Source organism: Cupriavidus sp. H18C2, assembly GCF_049393795.1.
GTDB lineage: Bacteria > Pseudomonadota > Gammaproteobacteria > Burkholderiales > Burkholderiaceae > Cupriavidus > Cupriavidus pauculus_C.
Genome location: NZ_CP186010.1, coordinates 835,254 through 851,069 on the forward strand (window position 1 = coordinate 835,254; position 15,816 = coordinate 851,069).

The window sequence follows — 15,816 nt, forward strand, 5'->3', positions numbered from 1 at the left end:
GGTCAGGCGGTGCGCGCGCGCCAGCGCAGGCGGTTGTCGATCAGCGTGTCGCAGGCCAGCAGGAAGAACAGCAGCATGCCCTGGAACACCCAGCCCAGCGCCGACGGCAGGCCCAGGCGCGACTGCGCCATCTCGCCGCCGATATAGAACAGCGACATCACGATGCCGCCGAACACGGCGCCCACCGGATGCAGCCGGCCCACGAACGCGACGATGATCGCGGTGAAGCCATAGCCGGGCGAGATCGACGGCAGCAACTGGCCGATCGGGCCGGCTACCTCGAACGCGCCGGCCAGGCCGGCGAAGGCGCCCGAGATCAGCAGCGCCGTCCACAGCGCGCTGCGCGACGAGAACCCGGCATAGCGCGCGGCCAGCGGCGCGGTGCCGCCCACCTGCAGCCGGTAGCCGGCAAAGCTGCGGAACACGAACACCGTCATGATGGCCACCAGCACCAGCATCACGGCAAAGCCGACGTGCAGCCGCGACCCGGGCAGCAGGTTGGGCAGCAGGAATGCCGATGCGAACACCTTGGATTGCGGGAAGTTCATCCCGTTGGGGTCCTTGAGCGGGCCGTTGACCACCCACAGCAGCAACTGTTGGGCGATATAGGTCAGCATCAGCGACACCAGGATCTCGTTGGCGTTGAAGCGGTCCTTGAGCAGCGCCGTCAGCGACGCCCACGCCATGCCGCCGACGCAGCCGGCCAGCGACGCCAGCACCAGCACCGTGAAGCCGCTGGCGGTGGTGCCCGGCGTGTCGAACCAGAGCACCGTGGCGCCGGCAAAGATGCCGCCGACGATCAGCTGCCCGTCGGCGCCGATGTTCCAGACGTTGGCGCGATAGCACACCGAAAGCCCCAGCGCGCACAGCACCAGCGGCACGGTCTTGAGCAGCACCTCGCCAATGGCGCGCTGGTCCTTGAGCGGATCGACAAGGAACACCTTGAGCCCCGCCACGGGGTCCTTGCCCAGCGCCAGGAACAGCAGCGCGCCGAACAGCAGCGTCAGCACGATGGCGAACACGGGCGACGCGTAGGCCATGGGCCGCGACGGCACGCCGCGCGGGGCCATCACGACCGGGGAAGTCAGCTTAGGCATGGCCGGGCACCTCCGCGGTGGCGTCATCATGCCGGCTGGCCGGGCCGCCGTCCCACAGGCCGCTCATCCACAGGCCCACCTGCTCGCGCGTGGCCGATTCGACCGGGATCGACGGCGACAGATGGCCCTTGGCGATCACGTGCAGGCGGTCGCAGATGGCGAACAGTTCGTCGAGTTCCTCCGACACCACGAGGATCGCGCAGCCGGTGGCCTTGAGCGCCAGGATCTCGTTGTGGATCTGCGCGGCGGCGCCAACGTCGACGCCCCACGTCGGCTGCGCCACGATCAGCACCTTGGGGCCGGCCTCGATCTCGCGGCCGACGATGAACTTCTGCAGGTTGCCGCCCGACAGGCTGCGCGCCAGCGCGGCCGGGCCGCTGGCCTTGACGCGGAAGCGGTTGATGATGCCGGCCGCCAGCCCCTCGGCCGCCGTGGGCGACACCATGCCGGCGCGCACGTACGGCGGCGCCTGGTGCGACAGCAGCACGTTGCTGGACAGGCTCATGGCGGGCACGGCGCCGCGCCCCAGCCGTTCCTCGGGCACGAACGCCAGCCCGGCGCGGCGCCGGCCGCGTGCGTCGAGCCGGCCCACCGGCCGGCCTTCGAGCTGGATGGCGGTGCCGCTGGCGCGCGGGTCCTCGCCCGACAGCGCGGCCAGCAATTCCTGCTGGCCGTTGCCGGACACGCCGGCGATGCCGACGATCTCGCCCGCGTGGACGTCCAGCGCCACGCGCTGCAGCTCGGTGGCGAACTGGTGCGCGCGCGGGATCGACAGGTCGCGCACCGACAACTTCACCGGCCCCCGGACGGTCTGCACGCGGGCCTCGCGCGGCGGCTCGCCGCCGATCATCATCCGCGACAGCTCGGCCGCGCTCTGCTGGCGCGGGTCGCAGGTGCCGGTCACGCGGCCCATCCGCATCACGGTGGCGTGGTGGCACAGCGCGCGGATCTCGTCGAGCTTGTGGCTGATGTAGAGGATGCTCGTGCCTTCGGCGGCCAACTGGCGCAGCGTCACGAACAGCGTCTCCACGGCCTGCGGCGTCAGCACCGACGTGGGCTCGTCCAGGATCAGCAGTTGCGGCGCGGCCAGCAGTGCGCGGACGATCTCCACGCGCTGGCGCTCGCCCACGGACAGCGTGTGGACGTGGCGCTGCGGCTCCAGCGGCAGGCCGTAGCGCTCGGCCGTGGCGCGGATGCGCTCGGATAGCTGGCGCAGGTTGCCGGCGTCCCGCGGCGGCAGGCCCAGCGCGATGTTCTCGGCCACGGTCAGCGTGTCGAACAGCGAGAAATGCTGGAACACCATCGCGATGCCCAGGTTGCGGGCGTCGTGCGGGCTGGCGATCGATACCGGCGCCCCGTTGAAGTGCATCTCGCCGGCGTCGGGTCGGACCGCGCCGAAGATGATCTTCATCAAGGTGGATTTGCCGGCGCCGTTTTCGCCGAGGACGGCGTGGATCTCGCCGGGGGCGACGGTCAGGCTGACGTCGTCATTGGCGGTCACGCCGGGATAGCGCTTGGTGATATGCGCAAGCGCCAGCCTGGGAGGGAGTTGTGATGTCACTGAAGCGGCTCGGATTGTTGTGGCAGCAACGTTCTGTTCAGGCACGTGATGCGCGGCGGCGCGTGGCGCAGCATCGCCGTGCGGCAGGTTGTCATCATCATGATTGCGTGATGCCCGGAATTTGGGGTGGATTATATAAGTGCATGGGGCCACGGCGGACCGATTTGGCCGCGCCGCCATGCCCCATAACGGTTCCGGGAGGGTTGCAAGTCGCGTGCCGGCCACACCGGCAAAGCAAAACCGCCGCGCTGCCGGTCAGGGCAGGGCGGCGGTCAGGGTTGACGCCGGTCAGGGCGCGGTTCAGCCCGCGCTGGCAGGTATCGCGGCGAAGCGGCCGTCGCGGAAGTCGGCCAGCGTCTGGTAGATCTGCTCCTGCGTGTTCATCACGAACGGGCCGTACTGCGCGATGGGCTCGTTCAACGGCTGACCCGCGATCAGCAGGAAGCGGGCGTCCTCGTCGGCCGAGACCACCACGCCGTCGGCCTGGCCGGCGTTGTCGAGCACGCCCATGCGCTGGGCATCCAGCACCGCGTCGCCCACCTTGACCGTGCCGCGATAGACGTAGACGAACGCGTTGTGCCCGGCCGGCAGCGCCTGGGCGAACGACTGGCCCGCCGGCAGGTGGACGTCCAGGTACAGCGGCTCGGTGACCGGCCGCGTCACGGCGCCGGCCACCCCGTGCGACGCGCCGGCCAGCACCCGCACGGTGCCGCCCGACGGCAGCGCCACGGTCGGGATTGCCGCCGCCGGCAGGTCGCGGTACCACGGAGTGGTCATCTTGTCGGCCGCCGGCAGGTTCAGCCAGAGCTGGAAGCCTTCCATCCGGCCATCCTCCTGCTCGGGCAATTCCGAATGCACCACGCCCGAGCCGGCCACCATCCACTGCGCGCCGCCGTTTTCCAGCAGCCCCTCGTGGCCGGCGCTGTCGCGATGGCGCATGCGGCCGGCCAGCATGTAGGTGATGGTCTCGAAGCCGCGATGCGGGTGATCGGGGAAGCCGCCGATGTAGTCGTCCTTGTTGTCGGTGCCGAACGCGTCGAGCATCAGGAACGGGTCCAGGCGCCGCTGCAGGTTGTGGGTCAGCACGCGGGTCAGCTTGACGCCGGCGCCGTCGGACGTGGCAATGCCGCGTACCACGCGATCCACGGCGCGCGAGCGCTGCACGGTTTCCGTGGCGGTGGCCGGAACGGTCGGAATGCGGGGAGTCATCGAAATCTCCGGTTGGACGGCCGCGAACCCTGTTGTCGCGCCGTCTGGCTACCTCGCCAATTTAAGGGTTTGGCGCCAAAGCGGTAGAGGGCAGGGCGGCAACACATTGTTTTCGCGTTGGGACAATAAATCGACATCTGCGCCGCCAGCGCAACGCCGACATCGCCCGAAGATTCTGACCGAAGCCGGTCGTTGCGGACCCGGAAACGGTGAAGATGACGGGATGCCGGAAGTTGTGTAGAATAGCGGTCTCTTTGTCATCCGTTGCCAATAGTTGCGGTGGCTCGGCCTGCTCTCCGAACCCCGCGAACCGTTGTCTGGCAACGGCCGATTGACCGGCGGCGCCATACCGAAAGCGCGTTTTGACACGACATCAGTCGCCGCCACTGGCCAACCCTTGCGGGTTGCGCCGCTCCTGCGGATTCCGGCCCAGCGCCTGAGTCCCATCAACCGGTTGTTTCGCCAGCCACTCGGCCGGCGCCACAACCACAAGTCCGTCCGCCGGCAATCGTGCCGGTCATGGCGGCAATGCAATCTGAAACCGGGCGCCGGCGTGCACCCCCATCGACATTCATGGCCGGCCCTATTGTTTTCCGCATCCGGGATGTGGCGAACCAGGCATTTTCATGGTTTTCCGCAGGCCGGGGTTGGAAGGGGATATATGTCAAAGCGAACCATCCAGGCCATGGCCTGGGGTGGCGTCGTTGCCGTTGCGCTGGCCGGACTGGTGGCGTGGATCGGCATCGACGTCATCTACCAGTACCGCGAGCGCCTGCTCTACGACGTGGCCGACCATCTGCGCCTGGTGGCAATCTCGATGACGCTGGCGCTGCTGACCGGCGTGCCGGCCGGCATCGCGCTGAGCCGCCCGTGCATGCGCCGCTGGGCCGACAAGCTCATGCAGGTGTTCAACATCGGCAACACCGTGCCGTCGCTGGCGGTGCTGGCGCTGGCACTGGCCGTGCTGGGCATCGGCGAGCGGCCAGCCATCCTGGCGCTGTGGCTGGCGTCGCTGCTGCCGATCGTGCGCAATACGTACGAAGGGCTGCGCACCGTGTCGCCGGCGCTCAAGGAAGCGGCGCGCGGCATCGGCATGACGCCGTGCCAGCGGCTGGTGCGCGTGGAGCTGCCCAACGCGCTGCCCGTGATCCTGGCCGGAGTGCGCATCAGCCTGGTCATCAACGTGGGCACCGTGCCGCTGTCGTTCCTGATCGGCGCGAACAGCCTGGGCGAACTGATCTTCCCGGGCATCTACCTGAACAACCAGCCGTTGCTGCTGCTGGGCGCCGCCGCCACCGCGCTGCTGGCTCTGGCGCTGGACGCGCTGTTCGCCACTGCCGGCCACGTCTACCTGCGCCGGCGCGGGCTGGCGCAATGAGGCGTTTCATGGAACCGAAATCGAAAAACCGCATGGCCGACGGCCGCGTTTTCTGGCTCTGGGCCGCCGTGGGCATCGTGCTGGCGGCGCTGCTGCTGTCGACGGCCCCGGCGCGCGCGCAGGACGCCGGCGCCCCGATCCGCGTGGGCGGCAAGAACTTCACCGAGCAGTTGATCCTGTCGTCGATGACGACCCAGTACCTGAAGGCCAAGGGCCTGGGCGCGACGCTGACGTCGGGCCTGGGCAGCACGCTGATGCGCCAGGCGCTGGAATCGGGCCAGCTAGACGTGGTGTGGGACTACACCGGCACGGCGCTGATCGTGTTCAACAAGGTCGAGGAAAAGCTCGACGGGCCCGAGAGCTACCGCCGTGTCAAGACGCTGGACGCGGCCCGGGGCCTGGTCTGGCTCGACGCCTCGCAGGTCAACAACACCTACGCGTTCGCGATGCCGAAGGAGCGCGCCGGCGATATCCGCACGCTGTCTGCCTATGCCGCGAAGATGCGCGCCGACGGCGAGGACGTGAAGCACCCGCTGGCCGTGGACATGGAGTTCGCCGCCCGCCCGGACGGCCTGGAGCCGCTGAAGGCGGCCTACAAGCTGCCGTTCACGCGCAAGGACGTGATCCAGCTCGATCCGGGCCTGGTCTACACGGCGCTCAGGAACAACCAGGTGGACCTGGGCCTGGTCTACACGACCGACGGCCGCGTCAAGGGCTTCAACCTCGTGCTGCTGGAAGACGACCTGCACTACTTCCCGCCTTACAACGCGGCGCCCGTGGTGCGCAAGGCCGTGCTGGACGCCCATCCGGAACTGGCCGGCCTGCTCAACGCGCTGGCCGCCAAGCTCGACAACGCGGCGATGACCGACATGAACTACAAGGTCGACATCGACCAGCAACCCGTGGACAAGGTGGCCGGCGACTTCCTGCGTAGCCACGGGCTGATCTGAGGAGCCACGCATGGATCTGCTGACCTACCTTCACCATAGCTGGCCGACGCTGCTGCGGCTGACCGGCGAGCATCTTGCGCTCGTGGGCTCGGCCGTGGGCATGGCCATCGTCATCGGCGTGCCGCTGGGCATCCTGATCACGCGCCACCGCTTCCTGGCCACGCCGCTGCTGGCGCTGGCCACGGTGGTGCTGACGCTGCCGTCCATCGCGCTGTTCGGGCTGATGATTCCGATCTTCGCGCGCTTCGGCCACGCGCTGGGCTACGTGCCGGCCGTGACCGCCGTGTTCCTGTACTCGCTGCTGCCGATCATGCGCAACACGTACACCGCGCTGACCAACGTCGACCCCGGCATCCAGGAGGCCGGGCGCGGCATCGGCCTGACCACCTGGCAGCGCATGCGGCTGGTGGACCTGCCGCTGGCCGTGCCCGTGATCCTGGGCGGGGTGCGTACCGCCGTGGTCATGAACATCGGCGTGGCCACCATTGCCGCCATCATCGGCGCCGGCGGCCTGGGCGTGCTGATCCTGCAGGCGATCAGCCAGAGCAACATGAGCAAGCTGGCCGTGGGCGCTGTGCTGGTCAGCCTGCTCGCCATCCTGGCCGACGTGGCGCTGCAGGCCCTGCAACGCGCGCTGACACCGAAAGGAATCCGACTATGATCGAACTCGACAAACTCACCAAGGCTTTCCCGCAGAAGGATGGCACCGAAGTGCGTGCCGTGAACGAGGTCAGCATGACCGTGCCGCGCGGGGAAATCTGCGTGTTCCTGGGCCCGTCGGGCTGCGGCAAGACCACCACGCTCAAGATGATCAACCGGCTGATCCAGCCGACCAGCGGCACCGTGCGCATCGACGGCGAGGACACGGCCGGCCTCGACGGCGTGACGCTGCGGCGCAAGATCGGCTACGTGATCCAGCAGATCGGCCTGTTCCCGAACATGACCATCGAGGAAAACATCATGGTCGTGCCCCGGCTGCTGGGGTGGGACAAGAAGCAGTGCCGCGAACGCGCGCGCGAGCTGGTCCGCATGGTGCAGCTGGACCCGGACAAGATGCTCAAGCGCTACCCGCGTGAGCTGTCGGGCGGCCAGCAGCAGCGCATTGGCGTGATCCGCGCGCTGGCGGCCGACGCGCCCGTGCTGCTGATGGACGAGCCGTTCGGCGCGGTGGACCCGATCAACCGCGAGAGCATCCAGAACGAGTTCTTCCAGATGCAGCGCCAGCTTGGCAAGACCGTGATCATGGTGTCGCACGACATCGACGAGGCGATCAAGCTGGGCGACAAGGTGGCGGTGTTCCGCGGCGGCCGGCTGGTGCAGTTCGACCACCCGGACGCGTTGCTGGCCCACCCGGCCGACGACTTCGTCCAGGCCTTTGTCGGCCACGACAACACGCTCAAGCGCCTGCTGCTGGTGCGCGCCGGCGACGCGGCCACGATGCCGCCGACGGCCCGCCCGGACATGACGCTGGCCGACGCGTTCGGCGTGATGGACGACGCCGACGTGCGCCACCTGCCCGTGGTGCAGGACCAGCGTGCCATCGGCTACGTCACGCGCCGCGACGTGCGCGCGGCGCTGGCCCGCGGCGGCAACTGCGCCGACGTGATGCGCCAGTTCACCACCACGGCCGCGTTCGACGAACACCTGCGCATCGTGCTGTCGCGCATGTACCAGCACAACACGAGCTGGCTGCCCGTGATCGACGGGGACGGTATCTACCTGGGCGAAGTCACGCAGGAGTCGATCGCCGACTACCTGAGCTCGGGCCGCTCGCGCGGCACGGCACCGGTGATCCAGCCCCCGGCCAGTTCGCCGCTGGCAACGATCGGCCCGGCAGCGGCACCGACGCCGGCGAAGGAGCGCGAGGCCGCTTGAGGTAGATTTTGCTCCCCTCTCCCGCCCGCGGGAGAGGGGAGCAAACCTCCCGCCGACGCCGATTGCATCATCTTGCGATGTAATGTCGCCCCCGGACTTCACCCCGCAAACAAAAACGGCCACATCAGTGGCCGTTTTTTCATCCCAGCAATCCCACGGTCAAGCGTGGCCCAGCTCGCCGTCCTTCAGGCGCCAGAGCTTCAGCGGGTTGCCGTCCTTGAGCGCCTCGGGCAGCAGGTCGGCCGGCAGGTTCTGGTAGCAGACCGGACGCAGGAAACGATCCAGCGCCGTGGTGCCCACCGATGTCGTGCGGGTGTCGGACGTGGCCGGGAACGGGCCGCCGTGGACCATTGCGAAGCAGACTTCCACGCCGGTCGGGAAGCCGTTGAACAGGATGCGGCCGACCTTGCGCTCCAGCGCGGGCAGCAGCTTGGCGGCCACGGCGTGGTCGCCGGCGTCGGCCTGCACGGTGGCGGTGAGCTGGCCTTCCAGCAGGCGCGTGACTTCGACCAGCGCGTCGGCGTCCTTGCAGACCACCAGCACCGTCGACGGGCCGAACACTTCGGCGTGCATGCGGTGGTCGGCCACGAACTTGTCGGCCGACGTTTCGAAGAACACCGGGCGGGCCTGGTTCGGGCCCGTGGCGTCCACGCCGCAGGCGGCGCGGGTCAGGCCCGAGATTTCCGACAACTGGGCCACGCCCCGCTCGAACGCGGCGTGGATGCCCGGCGTCAGCATCGTGCCGGCCGGCTTGCCGGTCAGCGCGGTGTGGGCCGTGGCGCGGAATTTATCGAGCGCCGGGCCTTCGATGGCCAGCAGCAGGCCGGGGTTGGTGCAGAACTGGCCCACGCCCAGCACCAGCGAATCGATCAGCTCGCGGGCGATCTGCTCGCCGCGCGCGTTCAGCGCCTCGGGCAGCAGGTAGACCGGGTTGATGCTGCTCATTTCGGCGTAGACGGGAATCGGCACCGGGCGGCTGTTCGCCACGTTCATCAGGGCCAGGCCGCCCGCGCGCGAGCCGGTGAAGCCGACGGCCTGGATGGCCGGATGGGCCACCAGCGCCGTGCCGATGGCATTGCCGACGCCCTGGACCATCGAGAACACGCCTTCCGGCAGGCCGGCGTCCGCCACGGCCTTCTGGATCACGCGGCCGACCAGTTCCGACGTACCCGGATGGGCCGGGTGGGCCTTGGCGACAACCGGGCAGCCGGCGGCCAGGGCCGACGCGGTATCGCCACCGGCCACCGAGAACGCCAGCGGGAAGTTGCTGGCGCCGAACACGGCCACGGGCCCCACGGCGATGCGCTGCATGCGCAGGTCCGGCCGCGGCGGGGTGCGCTCGGGCAGCGCGCTGTCCAGCGTGGCGCCTTGCCAGCGGCCATCGCGCAGCACGCGCGCGAACAGGCGCAGCTGGCCGGCGGTGCGGCCGCGCTCGCCCTGCAGGCGGGCGATCGGCAGCGCGGTTTCCAGATGGGCGCGCTGGATCAATTCGTCACCCAGCGCTTCCAGGCCGGCGGCGATCGATTCCAGGAACGTCGCGCGCTGCTCGGGCGTGGTGGCGCGATAGGTGTCGAACGCGGCTTCGGCCAGCGCGCAGGCACGGTCCACGTCGGCCGTCGTGCCGGTCTGGTAGGCCGGCTCCAGCTTGTCGCCGGTGGCCGGGTTGATGCCGTAAAAGGTGTCTTCGGTGCCGCGAACGGCGGTGGCGCCGATCAGCATTTCGCCAGTCATCGTCATGATCTTGGGTCCTGCGGGAAGGTGGAAAGGAGGGCCGGATCGCCGTCACGCAAGGCGTCGGCAGCCGGGGCGGGCGCCATGGCGTGGCGCACCCCGGCAGGGGCGGAAAACTCGTCGTAAGACATCATATGACATCGACGGCCAGGCCGCAACCGCATCGCCCGTCACGTGATCCGGCGGGCGACGCAAGGCCGTCAGGCCGGCGACGCCGCCATCGCGGACGCCTTGCGCAGGCGCTCGCGGCTGTTGGTCAGGTGCATCCGCATGGCCGCCTTGGCGGCTTCCGGGTCGCGCCGCTCGATCGCGTCGAAGATGCTCTCGTGCTCGAAGCTGACGCGCTCCAGGTACTGCTCGCGCTCTGGCTGGCTCACCTGCAGCCGGCTGCGCGGGATCACCATCGTGCCCAGGTGACCCATGATGTCCGTGAAGTAGCGGTTGCCCGTGGCGCGGGCGATCGACAGATGGAACTCGAAATCGGACGCCACCGCGTCGTTGCCCTCGGCCGCGTTACGCTTCATGTCGTCCAGCGCGCGGCGCATGGCGCGTAGCTGGTCGTCGCTGCGGCGCGTGGCCGCCAGGCTGGCCGCCTCGGCTTCCAGGCTGACGCGGAATTCGAGCATCGCCAGTACGTCCATGGCGGTGACCATCGCCGACGGGTCGATGCGGAACGGCGACTGCGTCTCGGGCGGCCGGTTCAGCACGAACGTGCCGATGCCGTGGCGCGTTTCCACCAGCCCGCTGGCCTGCAGCCGCGACAGCGCCTCACGCACCACGGTACGGCTCACGCCCAGCGTGGCCATGATTTCGGACTCGGTGGGCAGCTTGTCGCCCGGCTTGATCTGGCCCTGCTGGATGCTGTCGGTCAGGTTGCCGACCACTTCTTCGGCAAGCGTGCGGCCACGGCGGCGCAGGGGAGCGGGCGAAGTCATCGTAACGTTGGACATGGGCGTGCAGGGGTAGGAACAATGTGGGGATGACCCTGACGGCGGCATTGTTGACCGCGCAGGTACGCGCTCATTATACTGCGTCATAAGTCATACGACGACCGATAACGCACAGGATCTTGCAGCCGTGGGATCGTTGTGGCAGCGCGACAGCGCGTTCGAATCGGTCAGCTAATATATTAGCGTATGAGCAGAAGACAGCAGGGCGCATTTCCACGACATGGGGAGCGCGATCCCGGCGGCCTCGTCAACAGGACTCGGAGACCATCCACATGAACGCCAACACCCAACCCGTGGGCGCGACGCCCGTCGTGACCGAACTGACCGTCGTGCCCGTGGCGGGCCACGACAGCATGCTGATGAACCTGTCGGGCGCACATGGCCCGTACTTCACCCGCAACATCGTCATCCTCAAGGACAGCGCCGGCAACACCGGCGTGGGCGAGGTGCCCGGCGGCGAGGGCATCCGCCAGACGCTGGAAGACGCCCGCCCGCTGGTGGTGGGGCAGGGCATCGGCCAGTACCTGTCGATCCTGAACCGCGTGCGCGAGCAGTTTGCCAGCCGCGACGCCGGCGGGCGCGGCCTGCAGACGTTTGACCTGCGTATCACCATCCACGCCGTGACCGCGCTGGAAGCGGCGCTGCTGGACCTGCTGGGCCAGCACCTGCAGGTGCCCGTGGCGGCGCTGCTGGGCGAAGGCCAGCAGCGCGATGCCGTGGAAATGCTGGGCTACCTGTTCTACGTTGGCGACCGCAGCAAGACCACGCTCGACTACCGCACCGAGCCCGGCGCGGACAACGAATGGTTCCGCATCCGCAATGAAGTGGCGATGGATGCCCAGGGCGTGGTGCGGCTGGCCGAGGCGGCCTATGAGCGCTACGGCTTCAACGACTTCAAGCTCAAGGGCGGCGTGCTGCGCGGCGACGAGGAGATGGAAGCGATCATCGCGCTGCACGAGCGTTTTCCGAAGGCGCGCGTCACCCTGGACCCGAACGGCGGCTGGCTGCTGAAGGACGCGATCCGCCTGTGCCGCGACAAGCACGGCATTCTGGCCTACGCCGAGGACCCCTGCGGTGCCGAGGACGGCTACTCGGGCCGCGAGATCATGGCCGAATTCCGCACCGCCACCGGCCTGCCGACGGCCACCAACATGGTCGCCACCGACTGGCGGCAGATGGGCCACGCGGTGCGCCTGCAATCGGTCGACATCCCGCTGGCCGACCCGCACTTCTGGACCATGCAAGGGTCGGTGCGCGTGGCGCAGATGTGCTCGGAATGGGGCCTGACGTGGGGCTCGCATTCGAACAACCATTTCGATATCTCGCTGGCGATGTTCACGCACGTGGCCGCCGCCGCGCCGGGCCGCGTCACGGCCATCGACACGCACTGGATCTGGCAGGACGGCGAGCACCTGACGCGCAACCCGCTGAAGATCGAGGGCGGGCTGGTGCAGGTGCCGAAGACGCCGGGCCTGGGCGTGGAGCTGGACATGGACGCGCTGGCGCGGGCCAATCGGCTCTACCAGGAAAAGGGCCTGGGCGCGCGCGACGACGCCATCGCCATGCAGTTCCTGATCCCGAACTGGAAGTTCAACAACAAGATGCCGTGCATGGTGCGCTGAGCACCGTCGTAAAAGCTTTAAAAACCCAAGCAGGAGACAGCCCATGATCCGTACTTCCACGGCCGCCACGCAGGCGGCCCGCACCTTCGCCCCCGCCGCCCCGCGCGCGTCCCGCCACAACGCGCTGCTGCGCCGCCTGGCCGGCGTGGCCCTGGCACTGGCCGCCGGCGTGACCGTCTGCGGCGCCGCCATGGCGTCCACCGCGGCGTGGCCGCAGAAGCCGGTCTCGGTCGTCGTGCCGTTCCCGGCCGGCGGCTCGACCGACACCATCGCCCGCTACCTGGCCGCGCCGCTCAACGAGAAACTCGGCCAGCCGTTCGTGATCGACAACAAGCCGGGCGCCACCGGGGCCATCGGCGCCACCTACGTCAAGCGCGCGCCGGCTGATGGCTACACGATGCTGGTGGCATCGATCGGCGTGTTCGCGGTCAACCCGTTCCTGCAGAAGAACCTGCAGTACGACCCGGCCAAGGACTTCGACCTGCTGACCGTGGCGGTGCGGGCGCCGAACGTGCTGGTGGCCAACCCGAACTTCCCGGTCAAGTCGCTGCCGGAACTGGTGGCCTACATGAAGAAGAATCCGGGCAAGGTCACGTTCGCCAGCTCGGGCGCGGGGTCGTCGGACCACCTGACGGCCGCGCTGTTCTGGCAGAAGAGCGGCACCGAGGGCCTGCACGTGCCGTACAAGGGCGGCGCGCCGGCCATCTCGGACCTGCTGGCCGGGCAGGTCGACGTGTCGTTCCAGAACGTCAACGCGGTGCTGCAGCACATCCGCACGGGCAAGCTCAAGGCGCTGGCCGTGACGTCTGACAAGCGCTCGGCCGTGCTGCCCAACGTGCCCACCATGGCCGAGGGCGGCGTCAAGGACGTCGAGGTCTACTCGTGGCAGGGCGTGGCCGCGCCCAAGGGCCTGCCGGCCGATGTGAAGACCCGCTTGCATGGCGCCATCGTCGGCGCGCTCAAGGACGCCGGCATGCAGAAGAAGCTCAACGAGCAGGGCTTCGAAGTGGTCGCCAACACGCCCGAGCAGTTCGCCGAGTTCGAAAACCAGGAACTGAAGCGCTGGAAGACCGTGATCGAGCAGGGCAAGATCACGGCCGAGTAAGTTTCGGACTGCATCAATCTCCGCCCGGCCGCCTCGGCCGGGCCGGCCTTTTTTTCTCCCCCCCGGCGTTTCCCATTGACCCCACCAGCGTGGGGCCCCCCTTAATTGAGTCTTCAGACAGACTTGCGGCCGCCGATACCGTAGAGGGTTGAACTGGATCAATCCGAGCTGGGTCACGGCGTGATAAACGTACCCGTTTTGTCTTTTGTCTGGAGAATGAATTGAAGAGTCTCAAGAGCTGCTGCCTGATCGGCGCCGTTGCTGCCATGGGTCTGGCCGGCTGCGCGACCGAATCGTCGACCACGCTGCCGGTGCAGAAGGTGGAAAGCGCCAGCCGGCCGTACCACGGCGTGCGCACGCCGATCGCGGTGGGCAAGTTCGACAACCGTTCCAACTACATGCGCGGCGTGTTCTCGGACGGCATCGACCGCCTGAGCGGCCAGGCCAAGACCAGCCTGGTGACGCACCTGCAGCAGACCAACCGCTTCAACGTGCTGGAACGCGAGAATCTCGACGAGATCAAGCGTGAAGCCGCCATCAAGAACCAGGCGCAGAAGCTCAAGGGCGCGGACTTCGTGGTCACCGGCGACATCACCGAGTTCGGCCGCAAGGAAGTGGGCGACGTGCAGCTTTTCGGCATCCTCGGTCGCGGCCGCGAGCAGGTGGCGTACGCCAAGGTCAACCTGAACGTGGTCAACATCACCACCTCCGAAGTGGTCTACGCCACGCAGGGCGCCGGCGAGTACAAGCTGTCGAACCGCGAGGTCATCGGCTTTGGCGGCACGGCCAGCTACGACTCGACGCTGAACGGCAAGGTGATGGACCTGGCCATGCGCGAGGCCGTGAACAACCTGGTCAGCGCGATCGAAAGCGGTGCCTGGAAGCCGGTGCAGTAATTCGGCTCCATCTTTCATCATAAAAAAGCGAGAAAAACCATGATGCAATGGGTTACGCTGCGCAACGCGGCGTTTCTGTCGGCGGCCGGCCTGCTGGCCGGCTGTGCGGGTCCGCAGCCGATGTACCAGTGGGAGGGCTACCAGGCCCAGGTCTACGAGTACTTCAAGGGCGAGTCCAAGGAGGCGCAGATCACCGCGCTGGAAAGCGGGCTGGAGAAGATCAAGGCCAAGGGCGGCAGTGTGCCGCCGGGCTACCACGCCCAACTGGGCATGCTCTACCTGAACGTGGGCAAGGGCGACCAGATGGTCAAGGAATTCCAGACCGAGAAGACGCTGTTCCCGGAGTCCACGCCGTACATGGACTTCCTGATGCGTAACGTCAAGACCGACGCGCGCCCGGACGTAACCGCCGGCGCCACGCCGCAGGCCAAGGCCGACACCACGGCGGCCGCCAAGACCGAATCGACCGCCGGGAGCGCCAAATGATCCGCCGTATCCTGACCTATGTCGCCACCCTGGGCGCCGTGATGCTGTTCGCCGGCTGCGCCGTGCCGCAGAAGCAGGTGGACTACGCCGCGTTCAAGGCCGCCAAGCCGCGGTCGATCGTCGTGCTGCCGCCGCTGAACGAGTCGCCGGACATCAAGGCGACCTACGCGATGCTGTCGCAGGCCACCTTTCCGCTGGCGGAATCGGGCTACTACGTGATGCCGGTGGCGCTGGTCGATGAGACCTTCCGCCAGAACGGCCTGACCGTGCCCGGCGACATCCACGCCGTTCCGGTCAAGAAGCTGCGCGAGATCTTTGGCGCCGACGCCGCCCTGTACGTGACCGTGACCGACTACGGCTCGCGCTACCAGGTGCTCAGCAGCGTGACGCGCGTGGCCGCGAACGCCAAGCTGGTGGACCTGAAGACCGGCGACGAACTGTGGAGCGGCACCGCCGTCGCGGCCAACGACAGCGGCAACAGCGGCGGCGGCCTGATCGGCATGCTGATTACCGCGGCCATCAACCAGGCCGTGAACCACATGACCGATGCCGCCTACCCGGTGGCTGGCACGGCGAGCTACCGCCTGCTGTCGGCCGGCACGCCGAACGGCATCCTCTACGGGCCGCGTTCGCCGAAGTACCAGGCGGACTGACCCCTGGCCTGGCCGCCGCGTTCCGGCGGCCGGATAGCAAAAATGCCGCAACACGGCCTCCGGTTCCGGAGCGGTGTTGCGGCATTTTTTTGTCTGGCGGAAGCGGTGAGATTCGAACTCACGGATGGGTCACCCCATCGGCAGTTTTCAAGACTGCTGCCTTAAACCACTCGGCCACGCTTCCTTCGGGATGTGCCGGACAGGCTGGCGTTGTCATCCATGCTGCCCGGCCGCGCATTATACAGGGACGCGGCAGGCCACAGTGTGATGTTCCTGATGCAGTGGGACGGGTCCGGCCGGCTG

14 protein-coding genes and 1 tRNA gene are annotated in these 15,816 nt (G+C 68.2%); 9 read left to right on the forward strand and 6 right to left on the reverse strand.

Annotation, left to right across the window (positions count from 1 at the left end):
* Positions 1 to 2: 2 nt before the first annotated feature.
* From EPAKOI_RS03990 to EPAKOI_RS04000, 3 genes are all read right to left on the reverse strand, one after another.
* Positions 3 to 1,097: an ABC transporter permease gene (locus EPAKOI_RS03990; RefSeq protein ID WP_124684958.1), complete on the reverse strand. Its 1,095-nt coding sequence runs from the start codon at positions 1,095 to 1,097 to the stop codon at positions 3 to 5.
* The gene (locus EPAKOI_RS03995; protein WP_423193035.1) at positions 1,090 to 2,658 is read right to left on the reverse strand and encodes an ABC transporter ATP-binding protein; all 1,569 of its coding nucleotides are present in this window, start codon (positions 2,656 to 2,658) and stop codon (positions 1,090 to 1,092) included. The genes EPAKOI_RS03990 and EPAKOI_RS03995 overlap by 8 nt, the downstream gene beginning before the upstream one ends.
* A 300-nt stretch (positions 2,659 to 2,958) precedes the next feature.
* Positions 2,959 to 3,867, reverse strand: a complete 909-nt coding sequence (locus tag EPAKOI_RS04000; protein WP_423193036.1) for a pirin family protein — start codon at positions 3,865 to 3,867, stop codon at positions 2,959 to 2,961.
* 661 nt (positions 3,868 to 4,528) lie between these two features.
* Between EPAKOI_RS04000 and EPAKOI_RS04005 the strand changes: the two genes are divergently transcribed.
* The 4 genes from EPAKOI_RS04005 to EPAKOI_RS04020 are packed head-to-tail and all read left to right on the forward strand — an operon-like array spanning position 4,529 to position 8,070.
* Complete coding sequence (locus EPAKOI_RS04005; protein ID WP_423193037.1) at positions 4,529 to 5,245, forward strand: ABC transporter permease; 717 nt, start codon at positions 4,529 to 4,531, stop codon at positions 5,243 to 5,245.
* An 8-nt stretch (positions 5,246 to 5,253) separates the two neighbouring features.
* Entirely contained in the window at positions 5,254 to 6,195 is a 942-nt protein-coding gene (locus EPAKOI_RS04010; protein ID WP_423193038.1) for a glycine betaine ABC transporter substrate-binding protein, read from the forward strand.
* Between the two features lie 10 nt (positions 6,196 to 6,205).
* Positions 6,206 to 6,856, forward strand: a complete 651-nt coding sequence (locus tag EPAKOI_RS04015; RefSeq protein ID WP_423193039.1) for an ABC transporter permease — start codon at positions 6,206 to 6,208, stop codon at positions 6,854 to 6,856.
* On the forward strand, positions 6,853 to 8,070 hold the full coding sequence (locus tag EPAKOI_RS04020; RefSeq protein WP_423193040.1) for a betaine/proline/choline family ABC transporter ATP-binding protein: 1,218 nt from the start codon (positions 6,853 to 6,855) through the stop codon (positions 8,068 to 8,070). The genes EPAKOI_RS04015 and EPAKOI_RS04020 overlap by 4 nt, the downstream gene beginning before the upstream one ends.
* Positions 8,071 to 8,229: 159 nt before the next feature.
* Here the strand turns inward: EPAKOI_RS04020 and EPAKOI_RS04025 are convergent, their stop codons facing one another.
* The gene (locus EPAKOI_RS04025; protein WP_313835689.1) at positions 8,230 to 9,807 is read right to left on the reverse strand and encodes an aldehyde dehydrogenase (NADP(+)); all 1,578 of its coding nucleotides are present in this window, start codon (positions 9,805 to 9,807) and stop codon (positions 8,230 to 8,232) included.
* 194 nt (positions 9,808 to 10,001) lie between these two features.
* Positions 10,002 to 10,751, reverse strand: a complete 750-nt coding sequence (locus EPAKOI_RS04030; RefSeq protein WP_124684950.1) for a FadR/GntR family transcriptional regulator — start codon at positions 10,749 to 10,751, stop codon at positions 10,002 to 10,004.
* Between the two features lie 272 nt (positions 10,752 to 11,023).
* Here EPAKOI_RS04030 and gudD point away from each other — a divergent pair, with 272 nt between their 5' ends.
* The 5 genes from gudD to EPAKOI_RS04055 all read left to right on the forward strand — a co-directional run bounded on the left by gudD (position 11,024) and on the right by EPAKOI_RS04055 (position 15,513).
* Positions 11,024 to 12,373 carry a glucarate dehydratase gene (gene gudD, locus EPAKOI_RS04035; RefSeq protein WP_423193041.1) on the forward strand — a complete coding sequence of 450 codons (1,350 nt, stop codon included), beginning with the start codon at positions 11,024 to 11,026 and terminating at the stop codon, positions 12,371 to 12,373.
* A 190-nt stretch (positions 12,374 to 12,563) separates the two neighbouring features.
* On the forward strand, positions 12,564 to 13,478 hold the full coding sequence (locus tag EPAKOI_RS04040; RefSeq protein ID WP_253700129.1) for a Bug family tripartite tricarboxylate transporter substrate binding protein: 915 nt from the start codon (positions 12,564 to 12,566) through the stop codon (positions 13,476 to 13,478).
* Positions 13,479 to 13,744: 266 nt separating this feature from the next.
* Positions 13,745 to 14,374 (forward strand): CsgG/HfaB family protein, encoded by a 630-nt coding sequence (locus tag EPAKOI_RS04045; protein ID WP_423193479.1) that lies wholly within the window; start codon positions 13,745 to 13,747, stop codon positions 14,372 to 14,374.
* A gap of 39 nt (positions 14,375 to 14,413) precedes the next feature.
* Positions 14,414 to 14,860 carry a DUF4810 domain-containing protein gene (locus EPAKOI_RS04050; RefSeq protein ID WP_423193042.1) on the forward strand — a complete coding sequence of 149 codons (447 nt, stop codon included), beginning with the start codon at positions 14,414 to 14,416 and terminating at the stop codon, positions 14,858 to 14,860.
* Positions 14,857 to 15,513, forward strand: a complete 657-nt coding sequence (locus EPAKOI_RS04055; protein WP_124684946.1) for a DUF799 domain-containing protein — start codon at positions 14,857 to 14,859, stop codon at positions 15,511 to 15,513. Before EPAKOI_RS04050 ends, EPAKOI_RS04055 begins: the two co-directional genes overlap by 4 nt.
* Positions 15,514 to 15,607: 94 nt before the next feature.
* Here EPAKOI_RS04055 and EPAKOI_RS04060 read toward each other — a convergent pair.
* A tRNA-Ser gene (locus tag EPAKOI_RS04060) sits at positions 15,608 to 15,697 on the reverse strand.
* Between the last annotated feature and the right edge of the window lie 119 nt (positions 15,698 to 15,816).

Bases quoted from the DNA above. Each gene is read 5' to 3' on its own strand.
- EPAKOI_RS04030 (WP_124684950.1), bottom strand. From the start codon at position 10,751: ATGTCCAACGTTACGATGACTTCGCCCGCTCCCCTGCGCCGCCGTGGC.
- EPAKOI_RS04050 (WP_423193042.1), top strand. From the start codon at position 14,414: ATGATGCAATGGGTTACGCTGCGCAACGCGGCGTTTCTGTCGGCGGCC.
- EPAKOI_RS04005 (WP_423193037.1), top strand. From the start codon at position 4,529: ATGTCAAAGCGAACCATCCAGGCCATGGCCTGGGGTGGCGTCGTTGCC.
- EPAKOI_RS04020 (WP_423193040.1), top strand. From the start codon at position 6,853: ATGATCGAACTCGACAAACTCACCAAGGCTTTCCCGCAGAAGGATGGC.
- EPAKOI_RS04025 (WP_313835689.1), bottom strand. From the start codon at position 9,807: ATGACGATGACTGGCGAAATGCTGATCGGCGCCACCGCCGTTCGCGGC.
- EPAKOI_RS04000 (WP_423193036.1), bottom strand. From the start codon at position 3,867: ATGACTCCCCGCATTCCGACCGTTCCGGCCACCGCCACGGAAACCGTG.
- EPAKOI_RS04015 (WP_423193039.1), top strand. From the start codon at position 6,206: ATGGATCTGCTGACCTACCTTCACCATAGCTGGCCGACGCTGCTGCGG.
- EPAKOI_RS04045 (WP_423193479.1), top strand. From the start codon at position 13,745: ATGGGTCTGGCCGGCTGCGCGACCGAATCGTCGACCACGCTGCCGGTG.
- gudD (WP_423193041.1), top strand. From the start codon at position 11,024: ATGAACGCCAACACCCAACCCGTGGGCGCGACGCCCGTCGTGACCGAA.
- EPAKOI_RS03990 (WP_124684958.1), bottom strand. From the start codon at position 1,097: ATGCCTAAGCTGACTTCCCCGGTCGTGATGGCCCCGCGCGGCGTGCCG.
- EPAKOI_RS04040 (WP_253700129.1), top strand. From the start codon at position 12,564: ATGGCGTCCACCGCGGCGTGGCCGCAGAAGCCGGTCTCGGTCGTCGTG.
- EPAKOI_RS04055 (WP_124684946.1), top strand. From the start codon at position 14,857: ATGATCCGCCGTATCCTGACCTATGTCGCCACCCTGGGCGCCGTGATG.
- EPAKOI_RS04010 (WP_423193038.1), top strand. From the start codon at position 5,254: ATGGAACCGAAATCGAAAAACCGCATGGCCGACGGCCGCGTTTTCTGG.